25 protein-coding genes and 1 tRNA gene are annotated in these 23062 nt (G+C 67.9%); 11 read left to right on the top strand and 15 right to left on the bottom strand.

The window, feature by feature from the left end:
* Window positions 1–9 precede the first annotated feature (9 nt).
* The 4 genes from KBY65_RS08530 to KBY65_RS08515 all read right to left on the bottom strand — a co-directional run bounded on the left by KBY65_RS08530 (window position 10) and on the right by KBY65_RS08515 (window position 3599).
* Window positions 10–378 (bottom strand): AbrB family transcriptional regulator, encoded by a 369-nt coding sequence (locus tag KBY65_RS08530; protein WP_254987613.1) that lies wholly within the window; start codon window positions 376–378, stop codon window positions 10–12.
* A 138-nt stretch (window positions 379–516) separates the two neighbouring features.
* Window positions 517–1143 (bottom strand): heme-copper oxidase subunit III, encoded by a 627-nt coding sequence (locus KBY65_RS08525; protein WP_094559716.1) that lies wholly within the window; start codon window positions 1141–1143, stop codon window positions 517–519.
* Entirely contained in the window at window positions 1140–2774 is a 1635-nt protein-coding gene (gene ctaD, locus KBY65_RS08520) for a cytochrome c oxidase subunit I (protein ID WP_094559717.1), read from the bottom strand. The genes KBY65_RS08525 and ctaD overlap by 4 nt, the downstream gene beginning before the upstream one ends.
* Window positions 2775–2780: 6 nt before the next feature.
* Window positions 2781–3599, bottom strand: a complete 819-nt coding sequence (locus KBY65_RS08515) for a cytochrome c oxidase subunit II (RefSeq protein WP_409996017.1) — start codon at window positions 3597–3599, stop codon at window positions 2781–2783.
* A 195-nt stretch (window positions 3600–3794) separates the two neighbouring features.
* Between KBY65_RS08515 and KBY65_RS08510 the strand changes: the two genes are divergently transcribed.
* From KBY65_RS08510 to KBY65_RS08485, 6 genes are read left to right on the top strand one after another with little or no spacing between them, the layout of a single operon-like run.
* Window positions 3795–4748, top strand: coding sequence for a COX15/CtaA family protein (locus KBY65_RS08510; RefSeq protein WP_255001276.1), 954 nt, complete (start codon window positions 3795–3797; stop codon window positions 4746–4748).
* A complete protein-coding gene (locus KBY65_RS08505) occupies window positions 4741–5748 on the top strand; it encodes a heme o synthase (protein WP_255001274.1) in 1008 nt (335 codons plus the stop codon). Before KBY65_RS08510 ends, KBY65_RS08505 begins: the two co-directional genes overlap by 8 nt.
* Before the next feature lie 17 nt (window positions 5749–5765).
* Entirely contained in the window at window positions 5766–6803 is a 1038-nt protein-coding gene (locus KBY65_RS08500; protein WP_198953843.1) for an ATP-binding cassette domain-containing protein, read from the top strand.
* Entirely contained in the window at window positions 6803–7678 is an 876-nt protein-coding gene (locus KBY65_RS08495) for an ABC transporter permease (protein ID WP_255001273.1), read from the top strand. Before KBY65_RS08500 ends, KBY65_RS08495 begins: the two co-directional genes overlap by 1 nt.
* Window positions 7679–7689: 11 nt before the next feature.
* A complete protein-coding gene (locus KBY65_RS08490; RefSeq protein ID WP_255001271.1) occupies window positions 7690–8142 on the top strand; it encodes a hypothetical protein in 453 nt (150 codons plus the stop codon).
* Window positions 8143–8808, top strand: coding sequence for an N-acetylmannosamine-6-phosphate 2-epimerase (locus KBY65_RS08485; RefSeq protein ID WP_255001269.1), 666 nt, complete (start codon window positions 8143–8145; stop codon window positions 8806–8808).
* A 22-nt stretch (window positions 8809–8830) separates the two neighbouring features.
* Here the strand turns inward: KBY65_RS08485 and groL are convergent, their stop codons facing one another.
* Window positions 8831–10510, bottom strand: a complete 1680-nt coding sequence (groL, locus tag KBY65_RS08480; protein WP_255001268.1) for a chaperonin GroEL — start codon at window positions 10508–10510, stop codon at window positions 8831–8833.
* Window positions 10511–10644: 134 nt separating this feature from the next.
* Between groL and KBY65_RS08475 the strand changes: the two genes are divergently transcribed.
* Window positions 10645–10884 carry a hypothetical protein gene (locus KBY65_RS08475; protein WP_255001319.1) on the top strand — a complete coding sequence of 80 codons (240 nt, stop codon included), beginning with the start codon at window positions 10645–10647 and terminating at the stop codon, window positions 10882–10884.
* A gap of 18 nt (window positions 10885–10902) precedes the next feature.
* Here KBY65_RS08475 and fabG read toward each other — a convergent pair whose 3' ends face one another.
* Window positions 10903–11655, bottom strand: coding sequence for a 3-oxoacyl-[acyl-carrier-protein] reductase (gene fabG, locus KBY65_RS08470; protein WP_255001267.1), 753 nt, complete (start codon window positions 11653–11655; stop codon window positions 10903–10905).
* A gap of 55 nt (window positions 11656–11710) precedes the next feature.
* A complete protein-coding gene (locus tag KBY65_RS08465) occupies window positions 11711–12556 on the bottom strand; it encodes a lipopolysaccharide heptosyltransferase family protein (protein WP_255001265.1) in 846 nt (281 codons plus the stop codon).
* Between the two features lie 71 nt (window positions 12557–12627).
* Here KBY65_RS08465 and ispD point away from each other — a divergent pair, with 71 nt between their 5' ends.
* Complete coding sequence (ispD, locus tag KBY65_RS08460; protein WP_255001313.1) at window positions 12628–13308, top strand: 2-C-methyl-D-erythritol 4-phosphate cytidylyltransferase; 681 nt, start codon at window positions 12628–12630, stop codon at window positions 13306–13308.
* A 4-nt stretch (window positions 13309–13312) separates the two neighbouring features.
* Here ispD and KBY65_RS08455 read toward each other — a convergent pair whose 3' ends face one another.
* Window positions 13313–14290, bottom strand: coding sequence for an LD-carboxypeptidase (locus tag KBY65_RS08455; RefSeq protein ID WP_255001264.1), 978 nt, complete (start codon window positions 14288–14290; stop codon window positions 13313–13315).
* The gene (locus KBY65_RS08450) at window positions 14287–15222 is read right to left on the bottom strand and encodes a 4-hydroxybenzoate polyprenyltransferase (protein WP_255001263.1); all 936 of its coding nucleotides are present in this window, start codon (window positions 15220–15222) and stop codon (window positions 14287–14289) included. Before KBY65_RS08450 ends, KBY65_RS08455 begins: the two co-directional genes overlap by 4 nt.
* Before the next feature lie 90 nt (window positions 15223–15312).
* Between KBY65_RS08450 and KBY65_RS08445 the strand changes: the two genes are divergently transcribed.
* The gene (locus tag KBY65_RS08445; RefSeq protein ID WP_255001261.1) at window positions 15313–16923 is read left to right on the top strand and encodes a Ppx/GppA phosphatase family protein; all 1611 of its coding nucleotides are present in this window, start codon (window positions 15313–15315) and stop codon (window positions 16921–16923) included.
* On the opposite strand, the gene KBY65_RS08440 is transcribed toward KBY65_RS08445, so the two are convergent.
* Entirely contained in the window at window positions 16904–17665 is a 762-nt protein-coding gene (locus KBY65_RS08440) for a helix-turn-helix domain-containing protein (protein WP_255001260.1), read from the bottom strand. The genes KBY65_RS08445 and KBY65_RS08440 overlap by 20 nt on opposite strands.
* A gap of 133 nt (window positions 17666–17798) precedes the next feature.
* Window positions 17799–17870: transfer RNA gene (locus KBY65_RS08435), tRNA-Val, on the bottom strand.
* A gap of 69 nt (window positions 17871–17939) precedes the next feature.
* Between KBY65_RS08435 and KBY65_RS08430 the strand changes: the two genes are divergently transcribed.
* Window positions 17940–19418 carry an FAD-dependent oxidoreductase gene (locus KBY65_RS08430; RefSeq protein ID WP_255001259.1) on the top strand — a complete coding sequence of 493 codons (1479 nt, stop codon included), beginning with the start codon at window positions 17940–17942 and terminating at the stop codon, window positions 19416–19418.
* Here the strand turns inward: KBY65_RS08430 and cobM are convergent.
* From cobM to petC, 4 genes are read right to left on the bottom strand one after another with little or no spacing between them, the layout of a single operon-like run.
* Window positions 19380–20168 carry a precorrin-4 C(11)-methyltransferase gene (gene cobM, locus KBY65_RS08425; RefSeq protein WP_255001258.1) on the bottom strand — a complete coding sequence of 263 codons (789 nt, stop codon included), beginning with the start codon at window positions 20166–20168 and terminating at the stop codon, window positions 19380–19382. The genes KBY65_RS08430 and cobM overlap by 39 nt on opposite strands.
* Window positions 20165–21025, bottom strand: coding sequence for a prolipoprotein diacylglyceryl transferase (lgt, locus tag KBY65_RS08420; RefSeq protein ID WP_255001312.1), 861 nt, complete (start codon window positions 21023–21025; stop codon window positions 20165–20167). Before lgt ends, cobM begins: the two co-directional genes overlap by 4 nt.
* On the bottom strand, window positions 21022–21969 hold the full coding sequence (petA, locus tag KBY65_RS08415) for a cytochrome f (RefSeq protein WP_094559731.1): 948 nt from the start codon (window positions 21967–21969) through the stop codon (window positions 21022–21024). Before petA ends, lgt begins: the two co-directional genes overlap by 4 nt.
* A 52-nt stretch (window positions 21970–22021) precedes the next feature.
* Complete coding sequence (gene petC, locus KBY65_RS08410; RefSeq protein ID WP_094559732.1) at window positions 22022–22570, bottom strand: cytochrome b6-f complex iron-sulfur subunit; 549 nt, start codon at window positions 22568–22570, stop codon at window positions 22022–22024.
* Window positions 22571–22700: 130 nt separating this feature from the next.
* Between petC and KBY65_RS08405 the strand changes: the two genes are divergently transcribed.
* The gene (locus KBY65_RS08405) at window positions 22701–23057 is read left to right on the top strand and encodes a DUF3067 family protein (RefSeq protein WP_233128511.1); all 357 of its coding nucleotides are present in this window, start codon (window positions 22701–22703) and stop codon (window positions 23055–23057) included.
* The last annotated feature ends 5 nt before the right edge of the window (window positions 23058–23062 follow it).

The following is a 23062-nucleotide window of genomic DNA, read 5'->3' as shown; positions in this document are numbered from 1 at the left end:
TGGCTTGCCCTACTCCTCCAGGGGCAGCAGCCAGATGGAGCCGGTTTCCTGGTGAATTTCGATGCGGAATTCCTGGCCCGGCTCCAGCCCCAGTCGCCGGGTGTAGGCGTGGCCGATCAGCAGGTTGCCGTTGCCGTGCACCCGCGTGCGGAACTCTGCCTGCCGCCCCTTGCCCTGACCGCTGGAGCGACTAGCGCTGGTCCTGCCGCCACCGTTGTTGGGCATGGAATAGCCCTTCGCCGCCACCAGGGCCCGGTAGAAACTCTTTTTGAGCACTCGACCGCTAGGGCCTACGTAGCCACATGCCCGGGCAATCTCATCTTCGGGGCGGTTGCTCAGGGCCCGGGCCCGATCGAGCAGCGCCTTCCCCTCCAGCATTTCGGGGGGACCGTCGTCCGTCCTGCCAGCCATGGGTGTTGCCTGCCCTCGACAGAGTGATGGGTCGATTGTGCCGAGTGTGCTTCCAATTCGCCAACGCTGCCAGCGCTTGAACACCATCCCAGCGCCTGAAGACGATCAGAGCAGATAAAGAATCCCGTAGAGCACTACCCAGATGCCGTCCACAAAGTGCCAGTAGAGCTCGGCCGCTTCCAGGCCGAAGTGATCGCTGGCGGTGTTGCGGCCGCCCTGGCGGGTTTGCAGGGCCACGATGGCAATGCAGATCACGCCAAGGGTGACGTGCAGGCCATGGAAGCCGGTGAGGGCATAGAAGGTGCTGGCGAACAGGTTGTCGGTGAGGCCGAAGGGCAGGTTGAAGTATTCGACCATCTGCCCGGCCAGGAAGATTGCACCCAGCCCGCCGGTGATCGCCAGCCAGAGGCGGCTGGCAGCGAGGTTGCCACCGCGGCATTCCTTGCCGGCCCGGTGGAAGGTGAAGCTGCTGATGATCAGGACAACGGTGTTGATTGTGGGGAGCAGTAGTTCGAGTTCGTAGGTGCTGCCCTCCTGGAGGGGATTGACGGCCCGGAAGGTGAGGTAGGCGGCGAAGAAGCCCGCAAAGGTCATGCCGTCGGCCACCAGGAAGGTGGCCAGGCCAAACAGACGGAAGTCGCCATGGCCCTCAGTGGCGTGATCGGCTGCGTGGTCTGTGGCTTGGTCGGCTGCGAGGCTGCCGGGATCCTGCAGGGGGGCGGTGCTGGTCATGCCTGGACCTCCTGGGGTACTTCCTGATGCTGGCCGTAGCCGTAGGGCTCGGTGACCAGCGGCGCTTCGCCAATCCAGTTTTCCACTGGGGGCGGCGAGCTGGTCAGCCACTCGGGGGTGAGGGCGTTCCAGGGGTTGTCACCGGCAACCTTGCCGTTGATGGCCGTCACCACCACGTTGATCAGCAGCGGCAGGGTGCTGATCGCCATCAGCAGGGCGCCGACGCTGCTCACCTGGTTGAGGGTGGTGAAGGTGGGGTCGTATTCCGCCACCCGGCGGGGCATGCCGTTGAGACCCAGCCAGTGCTGGGGGGCGAAGCAGAGGTTGAAGCCGATGAAGGTGAGCAGGAAGTGCAGCCGGCCCAGGTCTTCATTGAGGAGTCGACCGGTGAACTTCGGATACCAGTGATAGAGCGAGCCGAAGATCACAAACACCGTGCCGCCGTAGACGATGTAGTGGAAATGGCCCACCACGAAGTAGGTGTCGTGCACGTGGATGTCGAAGGGCACCTGGGCCAGGGCCACGCCGGTGATGCCGCCGAACACGAAATTCACGATGAAGGCGCAGGAAAACAGCATCGCCGAGTTGAGCGCAATCTTGCCGCCCCAGAGGGTGGCCAGCCAGTTGAAGAATTTGATGCCGGTGGGCACGGCGATGAATGAGGTGGCGATCGTGAAGAACAGGCGCATCCAGGGCGGCGTGCCGCTGGTGAACATGTGGTGGGCCCAGACGATCAAGCCCAGAAACACAATCGCCATGATCGAGTACACCATCGTGGTGTAGCCAAACAGGGGCTTGCGGGCGTGCACCGGCAGGATCTCACTCACCAGGCCGAAGGCCGGCAGCACCATGATGTACACCGCCGGGTGGGAATAGAACCAGAAGAGGTGCTGATAAACCACCACATTGCCCCCCAGGGCAGGGTTGAAGAAGCCCGTGTGGGCAATGATGTCAAAGCTCAGCAGGATCAAGGTGCCGGCCAGCACTGGCGTGGAGAGCACCACCAGGATGCTGGTGCCGAGCATGGCCCAGCAGTACATCGGCAGCTGCATCAGCTTGAGGCCAGGCCGACGCAGCTTGAGGATGGTGGCGATGAAGTTGATGCCGCCGAAGATCGAGCTGCCGCCCAGCAGCAGCACACTCAGGATCCACACCACCTGACCTGCTGCCGGGGTGGTGAGGCTCAGCGGGGGATAGGCGGTCCAGCCGGATTGGGCCGCCGCTCCTGCGATGAAGTAGCTGCTGATCAGCAGGATGCCGGCGGGGGGAATCAGCCAGAAGGCCACGGCATTGAGCCGCGGGAAGGCCATGTCGCGGGCCCCCACATAGAAGGGAATCAGGTAGTTGCCGAAGGCGCCGTTCACCACCGGCACGATCCAGAGGAAAATCATCACCGTGCCGTGCAGGGTGAGCACCTCGTTGTAGGTGTCGCGCGGCATGAAATCGGAGAGCGGCGTGGCCAGCTCGGTGCGAATGGCGCCAGCCAGGGCTCCGCCGATCAGATAGAAGACAAAGCCGCACACCAGATATTGCAGCCCGATCACCTTGTGATCGAGGCTGAAGCTGAAGTACCGCAACCAGCCCTGGGGTTGCAGGCTGCCGTTGAAGTCGCTCGGATTGGCGAGGGTCATGGCGTCTCAGGTGGTGGTGCTGGCGGGGCTGTTCTGCTGCAGCCAGGTGGCGTAGGCCTCGGGTTCGTGCACCACAACGGTGGAGCGCATGCCGCCGTGGTACGGGCCGCACAGTTCGGCGCACACGATCGGGTAGCTGCCGGCCTTGGTGGCGGTGAAGGAGAGCACGGTGGGCTGGCCGGGGATCACGTCCTGCTTGAGGCGGAACTGGGGCACCCAGAAGGCGTGGATCACGTCGCGGGCTTCCATATGCAGCTCCACGGGTTGGCCGGTCGGCACGTGCAGCTCGCCACTGGTGATGTTGGCGTCGGGGTAATGGAAGATGAACGCAAATTGCATCGCCGTCACCTCAACCGGCAGCACGGCGCCGGTGGGTGCGGCATCCATGCCGGCCCCACCGATCCCCCCCCACACCCTGGCCTGGGGCTCCATCGCCGCGTGGGCCATGGCGGAGTGGTCGTTGAGGTTCACCATGCCGCCCATGCGCTCGTAGATGTCGTAGCTGTAGATCCCAACGAATAAAACCACGATCGCGGGAATGGCCGTCCAGACGATTTCCAGCGGCAAATTCCCCTCAATGGCAAGGCCATCGCTGAGGTCACCGCTGGGGCGGCGGAATCGAAACAAGCTGTAAACCAGCAGGATCACGATGCCGAGAAACAGCACCGTGCCAATGCTGAACAAAACCTTAAAGAGGGCGTCATAGGTGGGAGCGTTGCTGCTGGCATCCAGCGGCAACATGTTGACGTTGTTGCCCACCCAAAGGCCTGTCAGCACAAGCGCTGTGGTGGCCGCGATAATAGTGAGGACGGTACGAATCGGCACGGTGCACTTTGCCCCTGAAGCCAGCCTATGGGGCGCTGCCTTCGGCTGCGGGGACAACGTTAATTTGGTTGGCAAAACAACGCGATGGCAGTGGGTTTCTGGGGCAAGGTTTCAGTCTTGAGATGTGCGGGAACCCTGATCCCTGGTTCTGGTCAAGCTGGCTAACTTGACCCCACTTCCGGGAATGGCCTGGCCATGGCGGCGGATCTCCACTCCCAACCAGGTCCAGCTCCCGACCTGGCGCTGCGTCACCGCCTCGGCTTGCTGGCGTCCCACCTGGTGGTGGCCCTGGTGGCCCTGGTGGGCATCGGCGGTGCCACCCGGGTGATGGAGGCCGGCCTGGCTTGCCCGGATTGGCCGCTTTGTTACGGGCGCCTGCTGCCGGGGCGCCAGATGAACCTCCAGGTGTTCCTGGAGTGGTTCCATCGGCTCGATGCCTTCGTCGTGGGCGTAGCCCTGCTGGTGCTGACTGGCGCCAGCATTCTCTGGCGCCGCCGGCTGCCGGCGTGGCTCCCCTGGATAGCCGGCGCAGCCTTGTTGCTGGTGGCTGTGCAGGGTGGGCTGGGGGCCCTCACCGTCACCCAGCTGCTGGCGGCTCCCTTGGTGACGGCCCATCTCACCACCGCCCTGGTGTTGGTGGCCCTCACCAGTGCCCTCTACCAGCGCCTCGCTATGGCTGGTCGTGGCCTCGCGGTGCCGCCGCTCTGGTGGGGGCTGCTGGCGTCGACGGCCCTGGTGCTGGTGCTGGCCCAGTGCTTGCTGGGCGGTTCCATGGCCAGCCAATGGGCCGCCGACCAATGCTTCAGTTCTGGAGAGGGTTGCCGGTGGTTGCTGGCCCACCGCCAGGTGGCGATGCCCGCGGCCCTGGCCGTGCTGGCCCTGGCGGCATCAACCCCGCTGCTGCCGGCGGGGCTCGGACAGTTGCCAGCGCTGGCTCTTGGCTCCGCAGCGTTGGTGGTGGCCCAGGTTGCCCTCGGGGTCTTGACCCTGCGTCTCCAGCTTGAGGCGCCCCTGGTGACGATTGCTCACCAGCTCACCGCTGCCCTGCTCGTGGGCTTGCTGGCCGCCGTGGTCGCCCGCTGTTTGGGGCGTCGCTCGGCCCGATCCCTGTTGACGTCTGAGGTCCCCTCCGAGGTGGTTCATGGTTAGTGCAGCAGTGCCTGCAACGGCCGCTGCTTCGGTGGCGAATGCCCCAACTGCGGCCTCAGCGATCCGTCCTTCGGTGAAGCTGCCCGCCTGGTTGGAGGTGGCCAAGCCCCGCCTGATCCCCCTGCTGCTGGCCACCACCCTGGGCGGCATGGCCCTCAGTGCCGGTGGCTCCCCCAGCGGCGCCACCATCGCCTGCACCCTGGTGGGTGGCAGCCTGGCTTCGGCGGCGGCCGGGGTGCTCAATTGCCTGTGGGAGCAGGAGCTCGATGGGCGCATGCAACGCACCAGTCGCCGGGCCCTGCCCTCGGGGCGCCTCGCCCAGCGCCAGGCCTTCGCCCTGGCCATTGGCCTCACGGCCCTTTCGGTGGCGGTGTTGGTGATCGGTGTGAACCCGCTGGCCGCCAGCTTGTCGCTGCTGGGCCTGTGCAGCTATGTGCTGCTCTACACCGCCTTCCTCAAGCCTCGCACCACCCAGAACATCGTCATCGGCGGGGTGGCCGGTGCGATCCCGCCCCTGGTGGGGGCGGCGGCGGCCACCGGTGGCCTGGGTTGGTCGTCGTGGTGGCTGTTCTCGCTGGTGATGCTGTGGACGCCCGCCCACTTCTGGGCCCTGGCCCTGCTGCTCAAGGACGACTACCGATCGGTGGGGATTCCGATGCTGCCGGTGGTGAAGGGCGTGGTGGTCACCACCCGGGCGATCAGCCATTACGCCTGGGCCACGGTGGCCTTTAGCCTGCTCGGTGTGCTGGCCTTGCCCACTGGCGGCCTGCTCTACGGCCTGATGGTGCTGCCCTTCAACGCCCGTCTGCTCCAGCTCAGCGGCCGCTTGCGCGCCCAGCCCGATGATCCCCAGCACGCCCGCGCCCTGTTCCGCTGGTCCATCTTTTACCTGTTTGGCATCTGCCTGCTGCTGCTGCTGGCCCGGCTGCCCCAGGCGGCGCTGATGGGCCCTGATCTGTTCAGCGTCTCGCTGTTTGCGCTGCCTACATTGGTCGGCTGATTGGGCGGTCTGAGTCGGTGATCGAACTGCAGCAGCTCCGAAAGTGCTACGGCGGTGGCAAAGCCAGAGGTGGCAACTTGGCCGGTGGCGTGCTGGCCCTCGATGGGCTGACGCTGCAGGTGCCGGCCGGCAGCCTTTACGGCCTGCTGGGGCCCAATGGCGCCGGCAAGACCACTGCCCTGCGCATCCTCTGCACTCTGCTGGCCCCCGACAGCGGCAGCGTGCGGGTGGGCGGGGTTGATGCCCTGTCCGAGCCGCGGGCGGTGCGGCGCCTGCTGGGCTACGTGGCCCAGGAGGTGGCGATCGACAAGATCCTCACGGGCCGCGAACTGCTGCAGCTCCAGGGCGATCTGTATCACCTGCAGACCTCCGCGCGGAACCAGCGGATCGGCGAGTTGATCGAGCTGCTGGGCATGGCCGACTGGATCGATCGCCGCTGCGGCGGCTATTCAGGCGGCATGCGGCGCCGGCTGGATCTGGCGGCGGGTCTGCTGCATCGCCCCCAGGTGCTGGTGCTCGATGAGCCCACCGTCGGCCTCGACATCGAGAGCCGGGCGGCCATCTGGGGTGTGCTGCGCCAGCTGCGGGATGGCGGCACCACTGTGCTGCTCAGCAGCCACTACCTCGAGGAGGTGGATGCCCTGGCCGACCACCTGGCCATCATCGAAGCCGGTCGGGTGATCGCCGAAGGGGCGCCCTCGGTGCTCAAGGCGGCCCTCGGCGGCGATCGGGTGACCCTGCGGGTGCGGGAATTCAGCGACGCCGACGAGGCTGAGCGGGTGCGCAGCCTGCTGCACGCCTGTGCCGGTGTGCGCCAGGTGGTGGTGAACCAGGCCCAGGGCTTCTCCCTCAACCTGGTGATCGAGCACGACGGCGTGATCGAGCAGCTGCGCCGTCAGCTGGCCGAGGCCGACCTGCCGGTGTTTGCCCTGGCCCAGAGCCGCCCCAGCCTCGATGATGTCTACCTCCAGGCCACGGGCCGCACCTTGATGGATGCGGAGCTGGCCGTGGCCGGCAGTCGCGATCCCAAGGCCGAACGCAAAGCGAGCATGTGATGACCACCACCCTTCCCGTTCCCGTCCCGACCCGCGATCCCGCCCCGGGTTCACAGCCCGAGGCTTCCGCCCTGGCTGAGATCAGCCAGGAAACCCTGGCCCTAACCCGGCGTTTGTTTGTGCAGCTGCAGCGGCGGCCTTCCACCCTGGTGGCGGGGGTTCTGCAACCGCTGATCTGGCTGGTGCTGTTCGGCGCTCTGTTCGCCAAGGCCCCGGAGGGCCTGCTGCCCGGCGGCATCAGCTATGGCCGCTTTCTGGGTGCCGGCGTGATCGTGTTCACCGCCTTCAGTGCGGCCCTCAATGCCGGGTTGCCGGTGATGTTTGATCGGGAATTCGGCTTCCTCAACCGCCTGCTGGTGGCGCCCCTGCGCTCGCGCAGCTCGATTGTGTTGGCTTCGGTGCTCTACATCACCTCCCTGAGCCTGGTGCAGAGCCTGGCGATCATGGGCACCGCTGCCCTGCTCGGCTACGGCTGGCCGGGGGGCGCCGGATTGTTGTTGGTGCTAGTGACGCTGCTGCTTCTGGTGTTTGCCGTCACGGCCCTGAGTTTGGGCTTGGCCTTCGCCCTGCCGGGGCATATCGAGTTGATCGCGGTGATCTTCGTGGCCAACCTGCCGCTGCTGTTTGCCAGCACCGCTTTGGCACCGCTGTCCTTCATGCCGGCCTGGCTGGGCTGGCTAGCGGCCCTAAATCCCCTTACCTTCGCGATTGAACCGATCCGTGCCGCCTACGCAGGACAGGTCTCCCTCACCGCCGTGGTGCTGGAGGCCCCCTACGGCCAGCTCAGCAGCGCCACCTGCCTCGGGGTGCTCGCCGTGTTGGCCGCCGGGTTGTTCCTGCTGATTCGGCCGCTGCTGGATCGCAAGCTCACCTAGCCACCCCTCCCGTGACCCAGCCCCCCAGCTTTCCACCGCCAGCCCGCCCCGACCTGGCGGATCGTCTGCTGGCGGCGGTGGCCGAACGGGACCAGCCCATGGCCGAGCGCCTGGTGCAGCAGTGGGTGCACCGCCGCGGCCTCGCGGCCCTGGACGCTTTGGTGGCGGGGCCGCTGCTGGCCAGTCAGGGGGCTGAAGCCGCCCAGTGGTTGCAGGAACGGGCTGGCGGCGGAGCTCCCCTTGGGTTGGTGCCTGCGGTGCTGCAGCCCGAGCCGGAATGGCTTTCAGAGTCTGTTCAACAAATTGTTGAACCCGAAGTTGAACCCATCCCCGCGGCGGTTCTCTCCCGTTCCTGGTCCCAACTGGCCGTGGTGCCCGACGGGGAGCCGGCGCCCGCACCCCGTGCCCTGGCGCCCCTGCGGGCCTGGCTTCCCGATGCCGACTCCCTTCCCTTAGCCAGCTGAGTGAAAGCTTCTGGACTGATCGTGTCGGTGCAGGCCCCCGAGGGCTCACCCCTGCGCGATCCCGATGTGATCGCGGCGATGGCGGAGGCCAGCCTTCGCAATGGCGCCAATGGCGTGCGGCTGGAGAGTCCGGAGCACATCGGAGCCGTGCGGAGCCGTTGCCCCGACGCCTTGATCGTGGGGCTGTGGAAGCGCACCTACCCCGACAGCTCCGTGTACATCACCCCGGGCTGGGAGGAGATCCGCGCCGTGTGGGGGGCGGGCGCCGACGTGGTGGCGATCGATGCCACCGAACGCCACCGGCCCGGTGGAGAGACTCTCGAGCAGCTGATCAGCCGCGCGCGGCGGGAGTTGGGTGCCCTGCTGATGGCCGATGTCGACTCGCTGGCCAACGGCTTGCGGGCCGCCGCCCTCGGCTGCGACTGGGTGGGCACCACCCTGTATGGCTACACCGAGGCCACGGCTGCTTGCCAGCCGCCTGCCTGGGAGCTCTTGCCCCAGCTGAAGCAGCAGCTGCCCGCAGCGGTGAGCTTGATCTGTGAGGGCGGCATCGCCAGCCCCCAGCAGGCCCGTGGTGCCCTCGATGCCGGCGCGGATGCGGTGGTGGTGGGCACGGCTATCACCGGGGTGGACCTGCAGGTGGCGGCCTACGTGAAGGCCTGCTGAGGGGCTGCCGAGCGGCTGGGCCTCACATCATGCCGGGCATGCCCATGCCGCCCATGCCGCCCATGCCACCCATACCGCCCATGCCGCCCATGCCGCCCATGCCGCCCATGTTGCCGCCGGGGGCCGCTTCGGGTTCGGGTTTGTCGGCGATCACCACCTCGGTGGTGATCAGCATTGAGGCGATCGACACCGCATCCTGAAGTGCTAGACGCACCACCTTGGCGGCATCGAGGATGCCGGCGGCGAGCAGGTCTTCGTAGACGCCGGTGAAGGCGTTGTAGCCCTTGCCCAGCCGCAGGATCTCGGCCGCCACCACAGCGCCATCAGCACCGGAGTTGTAGGCGATCTGCCGCACCGGCTCCGCCAGGGCGCGTTGCACGATCTGCACACCGGTGCGCTCATCCCCCTGACAGGACGCCGCCAGGCCGCTGAGACCTTCGGCCAGCTCCAGCAGGGTGCAGCCGCCGCCGGCGATGATTCCTTCCTCGACGGCGGCGCGGGTGGCGTTGAGGGCATCCTCAATGCGCAGCTTGCGGTTTTTGAGCTCGGTTTCGGTGGGGGCCCCCACCTTGATCACGGCTACACCACCGGCCAGCTTGGCGATCCGCTCCTGCAGCTTCTCGCGGTCGTAGTCGGAGTCGGTGTTGTCGAGCTCACGCTTGATTGAGGCCACCCGGTCGGCCACGGCGGCCTGGTGGTCGCCGCTGGCCACGAGGGTGGTGGTGTCCTTGGTAATCGTGATGCGGCGGGCCTGGCCCAGCTCGGCGAGTCCGGTTTTCTCCAGGCTCATGGACCGCTCTTCGCTCACCACGGTGGCACCGGTGAGGATGGCGATGTCGCCCAGCATGGCCTTGCGCCGATCGCCGAAGCCCGGAGCCCGCACGGCGGCCACCTGCAGCACGCCGCGGTTCTTGTTGACCACCAGGGTGGCCAGGGCTTCGCCGTCCACCTCCTCAGCCAGGATCAGCAGCGGTCGGCCGCTCTTCGACACCGCCTCCAGCACGGGCACCAGGTCAGTGATGGTGCTGATCTTGCGGTCGGTGATCAGGATCAGGGCGTTTTCAAAGACGCACTCCCGGCGCTCCTGATCGGTGACGAAATAGGGGGAGCTGTAGCCCCGGTCAAAGGCCATCCCCTCGGTGATTTCCAGCTCAGTGGCCAGGGAGGTCGACTCCTCCACCGTGATCACCCCATCGGCGCTCACCTTGGCCATGGCCTCGGCGATCATCAGGCCGATCTCGTCGTCGTTGCCGGAGCTCACGGCCGCCACCTGACGGATGGCATCGCCACTCACCGCCTGGGAGCGCTCAGCGATCCCAGTGACGATGTGGGCCGTCGCTTGTTCCATGCCGCGGCGCAGGCCGACGGGGTTGGCTCCGGCCGCCACGTTTTTCAGACCTTCGCGCACCAGGGCCTGTGCCAGCAGGGTGGCGGTGGTGGTGCCATCGCCGGCGGTGTCCTTGGTTTTGCTGGCCACCTGCTGCATCAGCTTGGCGCCGACGTTTTCGAAGGGATCCTCGAGTTCGATGTCCTTGGCGATGGTGACGCCGTCATTGACGATCTCGGGAGCGCCGAATTTCTTCTCCAGCACCACGTTGCGGCCACGGGGACCGATGGTCACCTTCACCGCGTCGGCCAAGGCGTTGACACCCCGCTCCAGGGCGCCGCGGGAGGCATCCGAGAAGCTGATCAGCTTGGCCATGACAACGGAACGATTTAAATTTTGATCAGGGTCTCACAGCGGCTGGCCGACGTGGTAGCGGACCACGGTGGGGAAAGCCGAATCGCCCGCAGCCCCAGGCTGCTGAACGGCTCCAGGCTCGATAGGGTCGGGCGATGGAAGATCTGCTCCAAACGGCCCTGGAGAGCGCCGACGAAGCGATTTCGCTGTCTCCGGCCTCCAGTGCCAACGCCATGATCTTCGCGCTGGTGGCGGCGTTTGGCGTCGTGATGGCGCTGGTGTACGTGCCGGTGCGGTTGTTTCTCACGATCACGGCCCGCAGCCGACGCCTGAGGCTGCTGCAGCGGATTCGCCGCCTGCGCGAGGAGCTGGGCCAGCCGATCACCAACCCCTGAGGGCTCCTGCTTGGGGAACTACCGCATCACCATGCCGCCATCCACCTGCAGCACCTGGCCGGTGATGTAGGCGGCGGCAGGATCGGCGGCCAGGAAGCGCACAGCGCCGGCCACCTCGGCGGCGCTGCCCATGCGGCCCATGGGAATGGCGGCCAGGATCGGCTCCTTGTCGAGCTCGGCGGTCATGTCGCTTTCGATGAAGCCGGGGGCCACCGCATTGACGGTGACGCCACGGGCGGCGAATTCAGCGGCGTTGCTGCGGGTGAGGCCGATCACACCGGCCTTGGCGGCGCTGTAGTTGGCCTGGCCGGGGTTGCCCATTAGGGCCACCACCGAGGTGATGTTGATGATGCGGCCGATGCGGGCCTTGAGCATCGCGCGGCTGACGGCGCGGGTGCAGAGGAACACGCCGGTGAGGTTGAGGTCGATGACGCTCTGCCAGTCGGCTGTTTTCATCCGCATCAGCAGGCCATCGCGGGTGATGCCGGCGTTGTTGACCAGCACATCGAGCCGGCCGGCCTTCTCGAGCACGGCCTTGACCATGGCGTCAACCTGCTCTTCGTCGGCAACGTTGGCCCGGTGGCTCCAGGCTTGGCCCCCGGCCGCAATGATTTCGGCCACCACGGCTTCGGCAGCCTCCAGCGAGCTGGCGTAGTTGACCACCACCTGGGCGCCGGCGGCAGCCAGTTCGAGGGCGATGGCGCGGCCGATGCCCCGGCTGGCGCCGGTCACGAGGGCCACTTGCGCGGCCAGGGGGGCAGAGCTCGTCATCACGGCGCAAGGCATCCAGTGGCGCCGATCGTATGGCCCTGCTATTCCGGCCCGGCTACCCCAGCCCCAGGGCCGCCAGCACGTCGGCTGCGCTCAGGTGCTCCAGGGAGCCGCTGGCACCGAGCCCCTGCACGCCGCCACGGTTGGGCAGGCTGGAAGCCTCCCGGCCTAAGGCCACCAGAGGCAGGCCGAGCAACAGGGCCAGTTCGATGGCGACTGAATCACTGGCCAGCACCACATCGGCGCTGGCGATCTGGGCGGCCCGCTGGCGCAAGGGCTTGGCCCCCTCGCCCCGCAGAGCGGGCACGGCCCGCAGGTTGGGCAGCTTGGCCTGGATGGCAGCGGGTAGGGCTTGCCAGTGGGAGGCGCCCCAGTCGCCGGCGCTGCCGGAGGGGGCCAACAGCAGGGCCGGGCCGTCCCCGGCGGGCAGGGCGGCAGCAGCAGCCTCCAGATCGCTGGGGGCCACCGGCAATCGGAAGGCGTTGGCATCAAGCTCTACGCCGATCGGCCGCAGGAAGGCCTCCAGGGCCTGGTTGGGCCAGCCGCCCGCCCCAGGGCTGATCCGTTCGGTGGTGGAGAACCCGCCGGTAGCCACCCGGGTAGGGATGTGGCTCATCGACAGCATCAGGTCCATCTGGCGGCTGGGCGCCAGGTTGAGGCACACCTGGAAATCGGGCTCCCGCACGGTGCCAAGCAGGTTGGCCCAGTCGGCCAGGGTGGCCTGGTCGTAGGCGAAGGGAAGGGCGCGGCTGACGGCGGGGTGCAGGCTCCAGAGGGGCACAGCAGCGACCGGACAAACCACCTGCACCTCAGCCTTGAGCTGCTCGGCCACCGCCGCCACGGCGGCAAAGCTCTGCAGCTGTTGGCTGCTGCCGCCCGGAATCAGAAACAGGGCGCGCATCGAAAAGGCACGGTTCGGCGGCCTGATTGTATGGATCGGATTCGGATTGGCCTGATTCGAGGGAGTTGCTTGTGCATTTGCTGATCGCCGCCGCCGGCAGTGGCCGCCGCATGGGGGCCGAGGGCAACAAGTTGTTGCTGCCGGTGGCCGGCCGGCCCGTGCTCGCCTGGACCCTGGAGGCGGCCCTGGCCTGTCCGGCGATCCACTGGATCGGCATCGTCGGCCAGCCGGTGGATGCGGAGGCGATCGCCGCGATCGTGGCGGGCGTGCGCCCCGACCGGCCGGTGGAGTGGATTCTTGGTGGCGAGACCCGTCAGGACTCGGTGCGCTGCGGGCTGGCCGCCCTGCCGACCGATGCCGAAGGGGTGCTGATCCACGACGGCGCCCGCTGCCTGGTGGAGCCCGACCTGCTGGCGCGCTGTGCCGCCGCCGTGCTCCAGGGCGCGGCTGTGATTGCCGCTACCCCCGTGACCGACACGATCAAGCAGGTGGATGGGGCGGGCACCATCACCGCCACCCCGGATCGCCGTGTGCTCTGGGCCGCCCAGACCCCCCAGGGGTTTCCCGTGGCCCAGCTGCGGAATGCCCACGCCACCGCCATCGCCGAAGGCTGGAGCGTCACCGACGATGCGGCCCTGTTTGAACGGCTGGGCCTGCCGGTGCAGGTGCTGGAGGCGCCCCCCTCCAACATCAAGCTCACCACCCCTTTCGATCTCACCGTGGCGGCGGCCGTGCTGGCGGCTCGGTGCTGAAGGGCTAGGTCGGCGGAATGTGCAGCCGGCCGCTGCCAGCATCCAGCCGCGCCCAGGTCCCCAGGGGCAGGGCTGCATTGCCGACCCCATGACCCACGGGCAGGTTGCTCACCACGGGAATGCCGAGATCGGCGGTGCGCTCCCGCAGCACCTGCTCGAGGCTGAAGCGATCCGGCTGTGTTTCACAGGCTGTTTCACAAACCGAATCCGGCGGTTGGGGACTGGTTTCGTCGGTGGGCCTCGCGTCAGCAGCCACCACGTCGTCGCAGTCGGTGAACTGGCCAAGGCCGATGCCGGCCAGCTGCTGCAGGGCGCCGCTGAGGCGCCAGTGGGTGAGCATCCGCTCGATGCGGTAGGGGGCTTCGCTCACGTCTTCGAGCACCAGGATCGCGCCGCGTAGATCGGGCAGGTGGGGGGTGCCGAGCAGGTGGGTGGCCACGGTGAGATTGCCGGCCAGCAGCGGGCCTTCGGCCTGGCCGCCACACCAGCCCTCGCCGTGGAGATCGGCCAGGGACTCGCCGAACAGCAGGGCCCGCAGCCGCTCCTGGCTCCAGGCCGGCTCGGCCGCCAGGGTGGTTACCAGGGGCCCGTGGATGGCGCCGCCCTGGCCCTGGGCCAGCTGGGCCCAGAGCAGGGAGGTGACGTCGGAGAAGCCCAGCAGCCAGCGGGGCGGTAGGTCCAGGGGCTGCTCCAGCAGTCGGGCCGCCCCCCAGCCGCCGCGCACGCAGGCCAGCAGCTCCGCCCCCCGCCGGGCCGCCGCCTCCAGGTCGCCGCGCCGTTCCGGGTCGCGGCCGGCCAGGTAGCCCCACTGGCGCCCGTGCAGCGGGTTCCGCTCCACCTGCAGCCCCCAGCCCTCGAGCACGGCAATGCCGGCCTGCAGCCGCGCCAGGGCGTCGTCGCCCAGCAGGGCTGAGCTGGCCGCCACCAGCTGCACCCGATCGCCGTGCTGGAGCGGCGGCGGCTGGTGCATGGCCACGCTCATGGCAGCTGCCCCAGCACCAGGGCCAGCAACAGCAGCCCGCCGAGCTGCACCTGGCGGCTGAAGTGACGGCCGTAGGCCGAGCGGGGCAACGCGGGGCGACGCAGCAGGGCGGCTTCGCGCTGCATGCCGAAGGCCGCCAGCAGCCAGAGGGGCCAGACGATCCAGCCACTGCCCTGCAGCCCGACACCCTGCAGCCCGACACCCTGCAGCCCAGCGGCCAGCGCCAGGGCGGCGGCGGCCAGGCCATAGCTCACCGCCACCGCCAGGGGAGCCTGCGGCCCGAGGCTGAGGGCGCTGCTGCGCACGCCGATGGCCCGGTCGTCGTCGCGGTCGGCCATGGCGTACACGGTGTCGAAGCCGAAGGTCCACAGCAGGGTGGCCAGCCACACCAGGGCCAGAGGCCAACCGCCCGCTAGGGAACCCGTGCGGGCCGCCCAGGGGATCAGGACGGCAAAGCCCCAGCAGAGGGCAAGCACCAGCTGGGGATACCCAAACCAGCGCTTGGCCGAGGGGTAGAGCAGCACCGGCGGCAGCGCCGCCAGCGCCAGCAGCAGGCAGAGGCTGCGGCCGCTAGCCGGCAGACCCAGCATCAGCACCAGCAGCACCGTCAGGGCCACCACCAGGGCGAGCAGCAGCAGCGCCAAGGCCTCCCGCACCCCCACCCGGCCATCGGCCAGAGGGCGGTTGCGGGTGCGCTCCACCAGGGGGTCGATGCGGCGGTCCCAAAGGTCGTTGGCGATGCAGCCGGCGGCGCTCACCGCCAGCCCCCCCAGCACGATCAGCCCCACCAGCAGCGGCGCCGGTGGGGCGTTGGGGGTAAGCCAGAGGCTCCAGCCTGCGGGGATCAACAAAATCAGGCGGCCACTCGGCTTGTGCCAGCGCACCAGCTCCAGCCAGGCCCCCAGCCTGGTGCCGCTTGCGGAGTTGGCCATGCCCCATTTCCGTTGCGAGGCACCCTAGTTGTGCCGGCAGAGGGGGCCATGGGTGGCAAAGTGGCGCCCCTGCGGCTGCTGCCGAACCCCATGGTTCAGGCCCCCAACCTCAAGCAAGCCGGGCGTCGCCGGGTGGCCGCCATCGATATCGGCACCAATTCGATCCACCTGCTCGTGGCGGAGGTGGATCCGGAGCTGTGCAGCTTCAGCGTGGTGCTGGCCGAAAAAGCCACCACCCGGCTCGGGGAGCGCGACCCCCACACCGGCGACCTCAGTGCCGAGTCGATCGAGCGCGCCTTTCGCACCTTGCGCCACGATCGCGACCTGGCCCTGAGCCACGGTGTTGAGCAGATCGTTACGGCGGCCACCAGCGCTGTACGAGAGGCCCCCAACGGCCGCGACTTCCTGGTGGCGCTTCAGGAGCAGCTGGGGCTGGAGGTGGATCTGGTCAGCGGCCCGGAGGAGGCCCGGCTGATCTACCTGGGGGTGCTCTCGGGCATGGCCTTCGGCAACCAGCCCCACCTGATCATCGACATCGGCGGCGGCTCCACCGAACTGGTCCTGGCCGACGGCCGGGACGCCCGCAGCCTCAGCAGCACCAGGATTGGGGCGGTGCGGCTGCAGCGGGAGTTCTGCCAACAAGACCCCCTATCAGCAGACCGACGCTCCTTTCTGCAGGCCTACATCCAGGGCGCTCTCGATCCGGCCGTGGCGGAGGTGAAGGCGGCCCTGCAGCGCGGTGAGCAACCGTTGATGGTGGGCACCAGTGGCACGGCCATGGCCCTGGCGGCTCTGGCGGCATCGGAGGATCCCAAGCCGCCGCTGAAGCTGCAGGGCTACCGGCTCAGCCGTGAGCGCATCGACCAGCTCACCGCTCGGTTGTTGGCGATGTCGCCGGAGCAACGCCGCGCCCTGCCCGCCATCAACGACCGGCGGGCCGAGATCATCGTGCCTGGAGCCATGATCCTGCAGACGGCGATGGCCATGCTCCAGGTGCGGGAGCTGGTGGTGTGTGATCGGGCCCTGCGGGAGGGTCTGATCGTCGACTGGATGCTGCGCAATGGGCTGCTGGGGGATCGCTTTTCATTCCAGAGCACGATCCGGGAGCGCACGGTGCTGCATCTGGCCCAGCGCTTCGGTGTGGACCGGGCCAGGGCCGATCGGGTAGCGGCCCATGCCCTCAGCCTTTACGACCAGTCCCGCGGCCTGTTGCACCACGACGACGGCCCGGGTCGGGAGTTGCTGTGGGCTGCCGCCCAGCTGCACACCTGCGGCAAAAGCATCAACATTTCCGCCTATCACAAGCACAGCTGGTATCTGATCCGCCACGGTGAGCTCCTTGGCTATTCCGAGGCGGAGCACCTGATGGTAGCGGCCATCGGTCGTTACCACCGCCGCAGCCTGCCGAAGAAGCGCCATGAGTCGTGGCAGCTGATCGAAGACCGCGATCAGCGCCGCACGGTGACGTCGATGGCGTTGCTGCTGCGCCTGGCTGCCGCTCTGGATCGTCGCCCTGCCGCGGTGATCGGAGCGCTGCAGGTGCAGCCCCTCGCTGGCGCCGTGAGCATCGGCCTCGAGCCACTGGTAGCAGCCCCGGGTGAGCAGCCTGTGGATCTGAGCCTGGAGCGCTGGAGCTTGCGCTCCTGCGCCGATGTGGTGCAGGAGGCCTGCGGGCTCGACCTCAGGGTGCCGGAGCCTTGAACTGCTGCCAGCGCACCTGATCGATCCGGCCTAGGGGTTTGGCCGGCCCGTTGCCCAGCTGGGCCTTCACCAGGTCGGGCCGTCCGGCCAGCACGCTCAGCCCGCTGCCGAGTGGGAAGCTCCGCTCGCCTTCGAAGGTGCCTCGGAACAGACTCTCGCCACCCTGCTGCTTCACCTCCAGCCAGCAGGGCTGGCTGCTGCTCAGCAGCAGCTCGGAGCCGCTTGGGGTTTGGGGAGCTGAGGCTTGGGGTGTGGTGATTTGTGGTGCGTTGGCCGGTTCCGGTTCGGCTGGACGGGACGCCTGAAGGCGCTGCCACTGCTGCCAGCCCGCTGTGCCACCGGCGCCCAGGGCCGCCACAAGCCCAGCCGCCAGGGCTAGTCGACCGACGGCCTGTACGGGCGACGGCCGACCGGCTCCAGGGGCCTCTCCCCGAGGGGCGAGTTCGGCCACCTTCACCGGCCTGGGTTGGAACCCGCCGCTCTCCCGCAGGGTCTGCAGGGGGGCGTCAACGTTGATGGCCAGGGTGTTGGCCACCCGGCGGGCCTGGGCGATCACGAACACAGGCTCGGGGAGCCGGTCGGCATCGCCATCTTCCAGGGCTTGCAGCTGTTCTTGGCCCATGTTGAGCCGTTGGGCCAGCTCGGCGATCGCGAGCCCCTGCCCCTCACGGCCTTGGCGCAGTGCTTGGCCTAGGGCCTGCAGGGCAGCGATGGGCTCGTGGCGAGAGGAGTCAGACGCCAAATGGGTCAAGCCGGATACAAATCTGAATTATTTTGCCGAGTCGAGCTGGGCGCGCAAGCAGTTGATGCGGGCGCGCCAGAGCTTGGTCGGGGGGCTTTGCCGGAGGGGCTTGGGCCCGAATTACCAGGTCAAATGGGCGATACTGGATTCGAACCAGTGACCCCTTCCGTGTGAAGGAAGTGCGCTACCGCTGTGCTAATCGCCCGCACCAAGAGAGCTTAAAACACCACCGGCACCCCATCGGCGAGCATGGGTTCAGAACCAGCCGTCTCGCGTGAGCGCCACCCCCATCTCTGCCCCGGCTCCTGCTGAACAGCCAGCCCCTGCGGCACAGGGGGAGGCAGACGTCGATGTGTTGATCGTGGGCGGTGGGGTGTGTGGAACGGCCCTGCTGTTTGAGTTGGCTCGCTACACCGATGTGGAGCGGATCCTGCTGGTGGAGCGCTACGACCAGCTGGCCCGGGTGAATTCCAAGGCCACCAACAACAGCCAGACGATCCACTGCGGCGACATCGAGACCAACTACACCCTCGAGAAGGCGGTGAAGGTCAAGCGCACCGCTGAGATGATCGTGCACTACGCCGAGCTGCTCGATCCGGCCACCCGCGAGCGCTGCGTGTTTCGCACCCCGAAGATGGTGCTGGGCGTGGGCGAGACGGAATGCGCCTTTCTGCGGGAGCGCTTTGCGCGTTTTTCGCCCCACTTCCCGGCGATGGAACTGCTCGACAAGGAGCAGATTGCAGCGTGGGAGCCCCAGGTGGGTTTGGTGGACGGTGCGCTGCGGCCGGAGGAGCTTGTGGCGATCGGCATCCGTCGCACCTACACCGCCGTCGATTACGAGGAGCTCTCGGCCTCATTTGTGGCCCAGGCCAAGAAGGGCGTGGCCGGCACAGCTCGCCAGCTCACGGTGCAGCTCGGCACCAGCGTGGGCACGATCACCGCTGAGGGCGACGGCTATCGGGTGGAGCTGGCCCCCACCCCCGGCTGCAGCGCCGGCCTGGCTCCACGCTCGGTGTGGGCCCGGCACGTGGTGGTGAATGCCGGCGCCCACAGCTTGCTGATGGCCCAGCGGATGGGCTACGGCCTGGAGTATTCCTGCCTGCCGGTGGCGGGCAGCTTCTACTTCACGCCCGACCTGCTTCAGGGCAAGGTGTACACGGTGCAGAACGACAAGCTGCCCTTCGCCGCCATCCACGGCGACCCGGATGTGCGCGCCCCCGGCAAGACCCGCTTCGGCCCCACGGCCCTGCTGCTGCCGCTACTGGAGCGCTACAAGCCGGCGTCCTTCTGGGAGTTTCTGCAGGTGCTGCGGCTGGATTGGGCCGTGCTGGCGGTGTTCTGGCAGCTGTTCCGCATCGCCGACATCCGCAACTACATCTTTAAAAATCTGCTGTTTGAGGTGCCCTGGCTGCGGCGACGCCTGTTTCTGGCTGATGCCCGCAAGATCGTGCCCGGCATGCAGCTCAGTGATCTCACCTTTGCCGAGGGCTATGGCGGCGTGCGGCCTCAGTTGATTGACAAGGCCAACCGCAAGCTAATGCTGGGTGAGGCCAGCATCCCCGCCCGGCCGGGTCTCGTGTTCAACGTCACCCCGTCACCAGGGGGCACCTGCTGCCTTGGCAATGCCGCCCGCGATGTGGAGGCGATCGCCGAGCGGCTGGGCTGCAGGTTTGATCGCGAGCGGTTGGCCCAGGAGCTCTATGGAGAGACGGCCTCAGATGCCGCCGCGGAACAGGTGGTTGTGGCTGGCTGAGTAGAGCTTGGAGCGGGCTTCTGCCGGCCCCGCCAGGGCCGGACTCACCACATAGAGGGTGGTGCGGATCAGCTGCCGCTCCTGGCTCACCCGGGCCATCTCAGCCAGGGGCACCACCTGGATCCACTCGTCGGGCCAGCTCACCCGGTAGGCAATCGCCACGGGCGTGTCGGCGGGGTAGTGGCGCAGCAGCTCGCTCTGCACCTCCTCCACGTGGCGGGCGCTCAGGTAGAGGCACAGGGAAGCCCGCAGGGCCGCCAGCCGCTCCAGGCTCTCGCGCTCCGGTACACCGGTGCGGCCGCCGGCACGGCCGAGCACGATCGTCTGCACCAGGCCGGGAATGGTCAGTTCGCTCTGCAGCGCTGAGGCGGCGGCCTGGTAGGCACTGAGGCCGGGTACCACCTCCACGCCGATGCCGGCATCGGCCAAACGGCAGATCTGCTCGGCGATGGCGCCGTAGAGGCAGGGATCGCCGTCGTGGAGTCGCACCACGGTTTTGCCGGCCCGGGCCCGATCCAGCACCACCTCCATCACCTGCTCCAGGGTGAGGGTGCTGGTGCGCACCTGTTCACAGCCCTCGGGCGCCAGGGCTGCGACCTGGGGATTGACGAGGGAGTCGGTCCACACCAGCACCTCCGCCTGCTCCAGCACCTTGGCGGCGCGCAGGGTGAGCAGGTCGGGGGAGCCGGGGCCAGCCCCGACGATCCACACGGGTTTGGAGCTCAGCTCAGCTGCATCGGTTGGGGTCAAACGGACACTCCACTGGGGTCGGGAAGGGGACGGCGGCGGCGGTAGAGCCACCAGAGGCCCACGCCACCCAGGGCGATCAGCAGCAGGCTCACCACTTGGGCCATGCGCAGACCACCCTCACAGAAGGGGGGACTGGAGAGCAGGCAGAGCGGATCGAGCCGCAGGCCCTCAATCCACACCCGGCCGCTGCTGTAGGCCATCAAATAAACGCAGCTCAGGGCTCCCGGCAGCAGCTGGATGCGGCCGCGGCTGGCGACGCGGAACAGCCACAGCAGCAGGATGCAAACCCCCAGATTCCAGATGGATTCGTAGAGGAAGGTGGGGTGAAAGTAGAGCTGCTCGAGAAATTCGGCCGGGCGGCTGTCGGCCGGAATCTTCAGTTTCCAGGGCAGATCGGTGGGTAGCCCAAAGGCCTCGGAATTGAAGAAGTTGCCCCAGCGGCCGATCGCCTGGCCCAGGGCCACCGCCGGCACCAGCACATCGAGCAGCGACCAGAAGGGCTGCTTGCGCCAGCGGCAGTAGAGCACCGTGGCCAGGCTGCCCCCCAGCAGGGCGCCGTGGATGGCGATGCCGCCGCGCCAGATGGCGAAGGCATCCAGCCAGTTGCCCGAGTATTGGCGCCACTCCAGGGCAACGTAATAGAGACGGGCGCCGATCACCGCACCCAGCACCAGCACGGGCAGCAGGTCGGCGATCAGGGCGGGTTCGATGCCCCGAGCCCGGCCCAGGCGGGTCGCCAGGCTGAGACCCAGCAGCACGGCCACGGCGATCAGCAGGCCGTACCAGCGCAAGGCAAAGGGGCCCAGCTGGAAAACCAGGGGCCCCGGTGAGGTGAAAGTGGCCAGCACGCTGCTCAGACGAGGCCTTCTGCCGCCTGAACTTTCTCCACCTGACGCTTCTTGAGCACCAGCATGATCTGGGCCAGGGCGATGGCGGCGAAGAAGGCCAGCAGGCCGTATATCCGAACGGGGTTCTGCAGCACGATCTCGGCGTCGATCTGGCCAAAGCCGCCGACGTTGGGATCGTTGGTGAGAGCCGCACCAGCCACCACGGCATCGCCCACGGCAGCGGTGAGGGTGGGGCCGGCGGGCACGGTTTCCGTGGCCTTGCTGCCGTCTTCAGCGGTGATTTCCACCACGGTGGCGCCATTGTCGCCAGGGGTGATCGCGGAGATGGTGCCGGCGACCGGTGCGTTGAAGACGCCGTTGTTGCTCTTCTCACCGGTGGGATACACCTGGCCGCGACCGCGGTTGCCGCCCACGTGGATCTGGGTCTTGCCGAAGTGGATGCTGCTGTCGGTGGCGGGGTCGGGCGAGAGGATCGGGAAGACGATCTCCTGGTGCTGGTCACCGGGGAGAGGACCCACCAGCAGGATGTTGGGCTGGTCGTCGGAGTACTGGGTGTAGTAGACGCCGGCGGTCTCTTCCTTGAGTTCGTCGCTGAGACGGTCCTGGGGAGCCAGGGTGAAGCCGTCGGGCAACATCACCACCGCACCCACGTTGAGGCCGGTGGGGCTGCCGTCGCCCGACACCTGCTGGACGCTGGTGTCGTAGGGGATTTCGACCACCGCCTTGAACACCGTGTCGGGGAAGACGGCCTGGGGCACCTCCACCCGGGTGGCCTTCTTGGCCAGGTGGCAGTTGGCGCAGACGATCTTGCCGGTGGCTTCCCGGGGGCTGGCGTAGTTCTGCTGGGCCCAGAAGGGATAGGCCCAGCTGGGGCTGGCGCCGCTGAGCAGCACGGCCAGGCTCAGGGAGGTGCCGATCAGGGTGCCGAGCAGGAGGGAGAGGGAGCGACGCATCACGGGATCAGGCGACAGACGGGGAGGGAAAACGCGGGGATCGGGCGGGGGATCAGGCCCACCAGGGCTTGTCGCCGTTGCGGAAGTCCGTTTCGGTCCACTGGCTCAAGAACACGGTGTCGTTCTCAACCGACACGTGGGCCAGGGCCAGGGAGAGCGGGGCGGGGCCGCGCACCACCTTGCCGGTGGCGTCGTACTGCGAGCCGTGGCAGGGGCACATGAACTTGTTGGCGCCGCTGTTCCAGGGCACCACGCAGCCCAGGTGGGTGCAGATGGCGTTGATGCCGTAGCTGCCGATGGCGTCGCTGCCTTCGACAATCAGATAGGTGGGGTCGCCCTTGAGGCCCTGCACCAGGCTGCGATCGCCTTCCTTGTGGGTGCTGAGCCAGCCGCTGGCGGTGACGGTGTTGCCCAGTTCATCCTTGGCGGTGGTGCCACCGCCGCCGCCGGCTGCCTTGGGGGGGATGAAGTAGCGGGCCACGGGATAGAGGGCACCCAGGGCGACGCCAGTCACCGACCCGAAGGTCAGCAGGTTCATGAATTGCCGACGACCCATTCCGGGCACGTCTCCAGTGGAAGCGCTCGCTGGCATCTGGGTCATGAAGACGCGCCGGGACAATGTGGCGCCCATTATGAACCTTGCCTGCGCGGCCCCGGGGCCCGCTCGCCAGGGTGCGCCTGGGCCTGCAACATGCTGTTGTGCAATTCGTCGTGTGCGCCCCGGCGTGTCCCTGCCCTCCAGCGCCCTGCCACCCTCCGCCGATGACGGCGCACCCCTGTTGGCCCAGGAGCTCTGGGACCTGCTGCAGGAGCGCTGGCAGGCCTCCTACGACCTGCAACTGGTGCAGCGCCGCGGCCGGATGTATCTGCAGGTGATGTGGGCCTACCTGGAGCAGCAATCCTTTCCCCTCAGTGAGGAGGGCTACCGCAACAAGCTGGAGGAGCTGGTGGGGTTGCTCAACGGGCTGGGGGTGGCGGCCCAGGTGCGCAGCTGGCTCCGCACCACCAGCGACAAGCCGCGGCTGGGCAAGGCCATGGGGCTGGCCCTGGAGATTCCCGCTGGCCGGGCCAGTGAATTCCTGCTTTAGGCGGG

The organism is Cyanobium sp. Alchichica 3B3-8F6, from assembly GCF_024346435.1.
GTDB lineage: Bacteria > Cyanobacteriota > Cyanobacteriia > PCC-6307 > Cyanobiaceae > Cyanobium_A.
This window is presented reverse-complemented; position numbering and strand designations above follow the sequence as displayed.

What these genes read in the sequence shown, in the direction of transcription:
- KBY65_RS08530 (WP_254987613.1), bottom strand. Translation starts at nt 378, where the DNA reads ATGCTGGAGGGGAAGGCGCTGCTCGATCGGGCCCGGGCCCTGAGCAAC.
- KBY65_RS08510 (WP_255001276.1), top strand. Translation starts at nt 3,795, where the DNA reads ATGGCGGCGGATCTCCACTCCCAACCAGGTCCAGCTCCCGACCTGGCG.
- KBY65_RS08465 (WP_255001265.1), bottom strand. Translation starts at nt 12,556, where the DNA reads ATGCGCGCCCTGTTTCTGATTCCGGGCGGCAGCAGCCAACAGCTGCAG.
- KBY65_RS08475 (WP_255001319.1), top strand. Translation starts at nt 10,645, where the DNA reads ATGGAAGATCTGCTCCAAACGGCCCTGGAGAGCGCCGACGAAGCGATT.
- petA (WP_094559731.1), bottom strand. Translation starts at nt 21,969, where the DNA reads ATGCGTCGCTCCCTCTCCCTCCTGCTCGGCACCCTGATCGGCACCTCC.
- KBY65_RS08445 (WP_255001261.1), top strand. Translation starts at nt 15,313, where the DNA reads ATGGTTCAGGCCCCCAACCTCAAGCAAGCCGGGCGTCGCCGGGTGGCC.
- KBY65_RS08450 (WP_255001263.1), bottom strand. Translation starts at nt 15,222, where the DNA reads ATGGCCAACTCCGCAAGCGGCACCAGGCTGGGGGCCTGGCTGGAGCTG.
- KBY65_RS08525 (WP_094559716.1), bottom strand. Translation starts at nt 1,143, where the DNA reads ATGACCAGCACCGCCCCCCTGCAGGATCCCGGCAGCCTCGCAGCCGAC.
- KBY65_RS08505 (WP_255001274.1), top strand. Translation starts at nt 4,741, where the DNA reads ATGGTTAGTGCAGCAGTGCCTGCAACGGCCGCTGCTTCGGTGGCGAAT.
- KBY65_RS08455 (WP_255001264.1), bottom strand. Translation starts at nt 14,290, where the DNA reads ATGAGCGTGGCCATGCACCAGCCGCCGCCGCTCCAGCACGGCGATCGG.
- KBY65_RS08495 (WP_255001273.1), top strand. Translation starts at nt 6,803, where the DNA reads ATGACCACCACCCTTCCCGTTCCCGTCCCGACCCGCGATCCCGCCCCG.
- petC (WP_094559732.1), bottom strand. Translation starts at nt 22,570, where the DNA reads ATGACCCAGATGCCAGCGAGCGCTTCCACTGGAGACGTGCCCGGAATG.
- ctaD (WP_094559717.1), bottom strand. Translation starts at nt 2,774, where the DNA reads ATGACCCTCGCCAATCCGAGCGACTTCAACGGCAGCCTGCAACCCCAG.
- groL (WP_255001268.1), bottom strand. Translation starts at nt 10,510, where the DNA reads ATGGCCAAGCTGATCAGCTTCTCGGATGCCTCCCGCGGCGCCCTGGAG.
- fabG (WP_255001267.1), bottom strand. Translation starts at nt 11,655, where the DNA reads ATGACGAGCTCTGCCCCCCTGGCCGCGCAAGTGGCCCTCGTGACCGGC.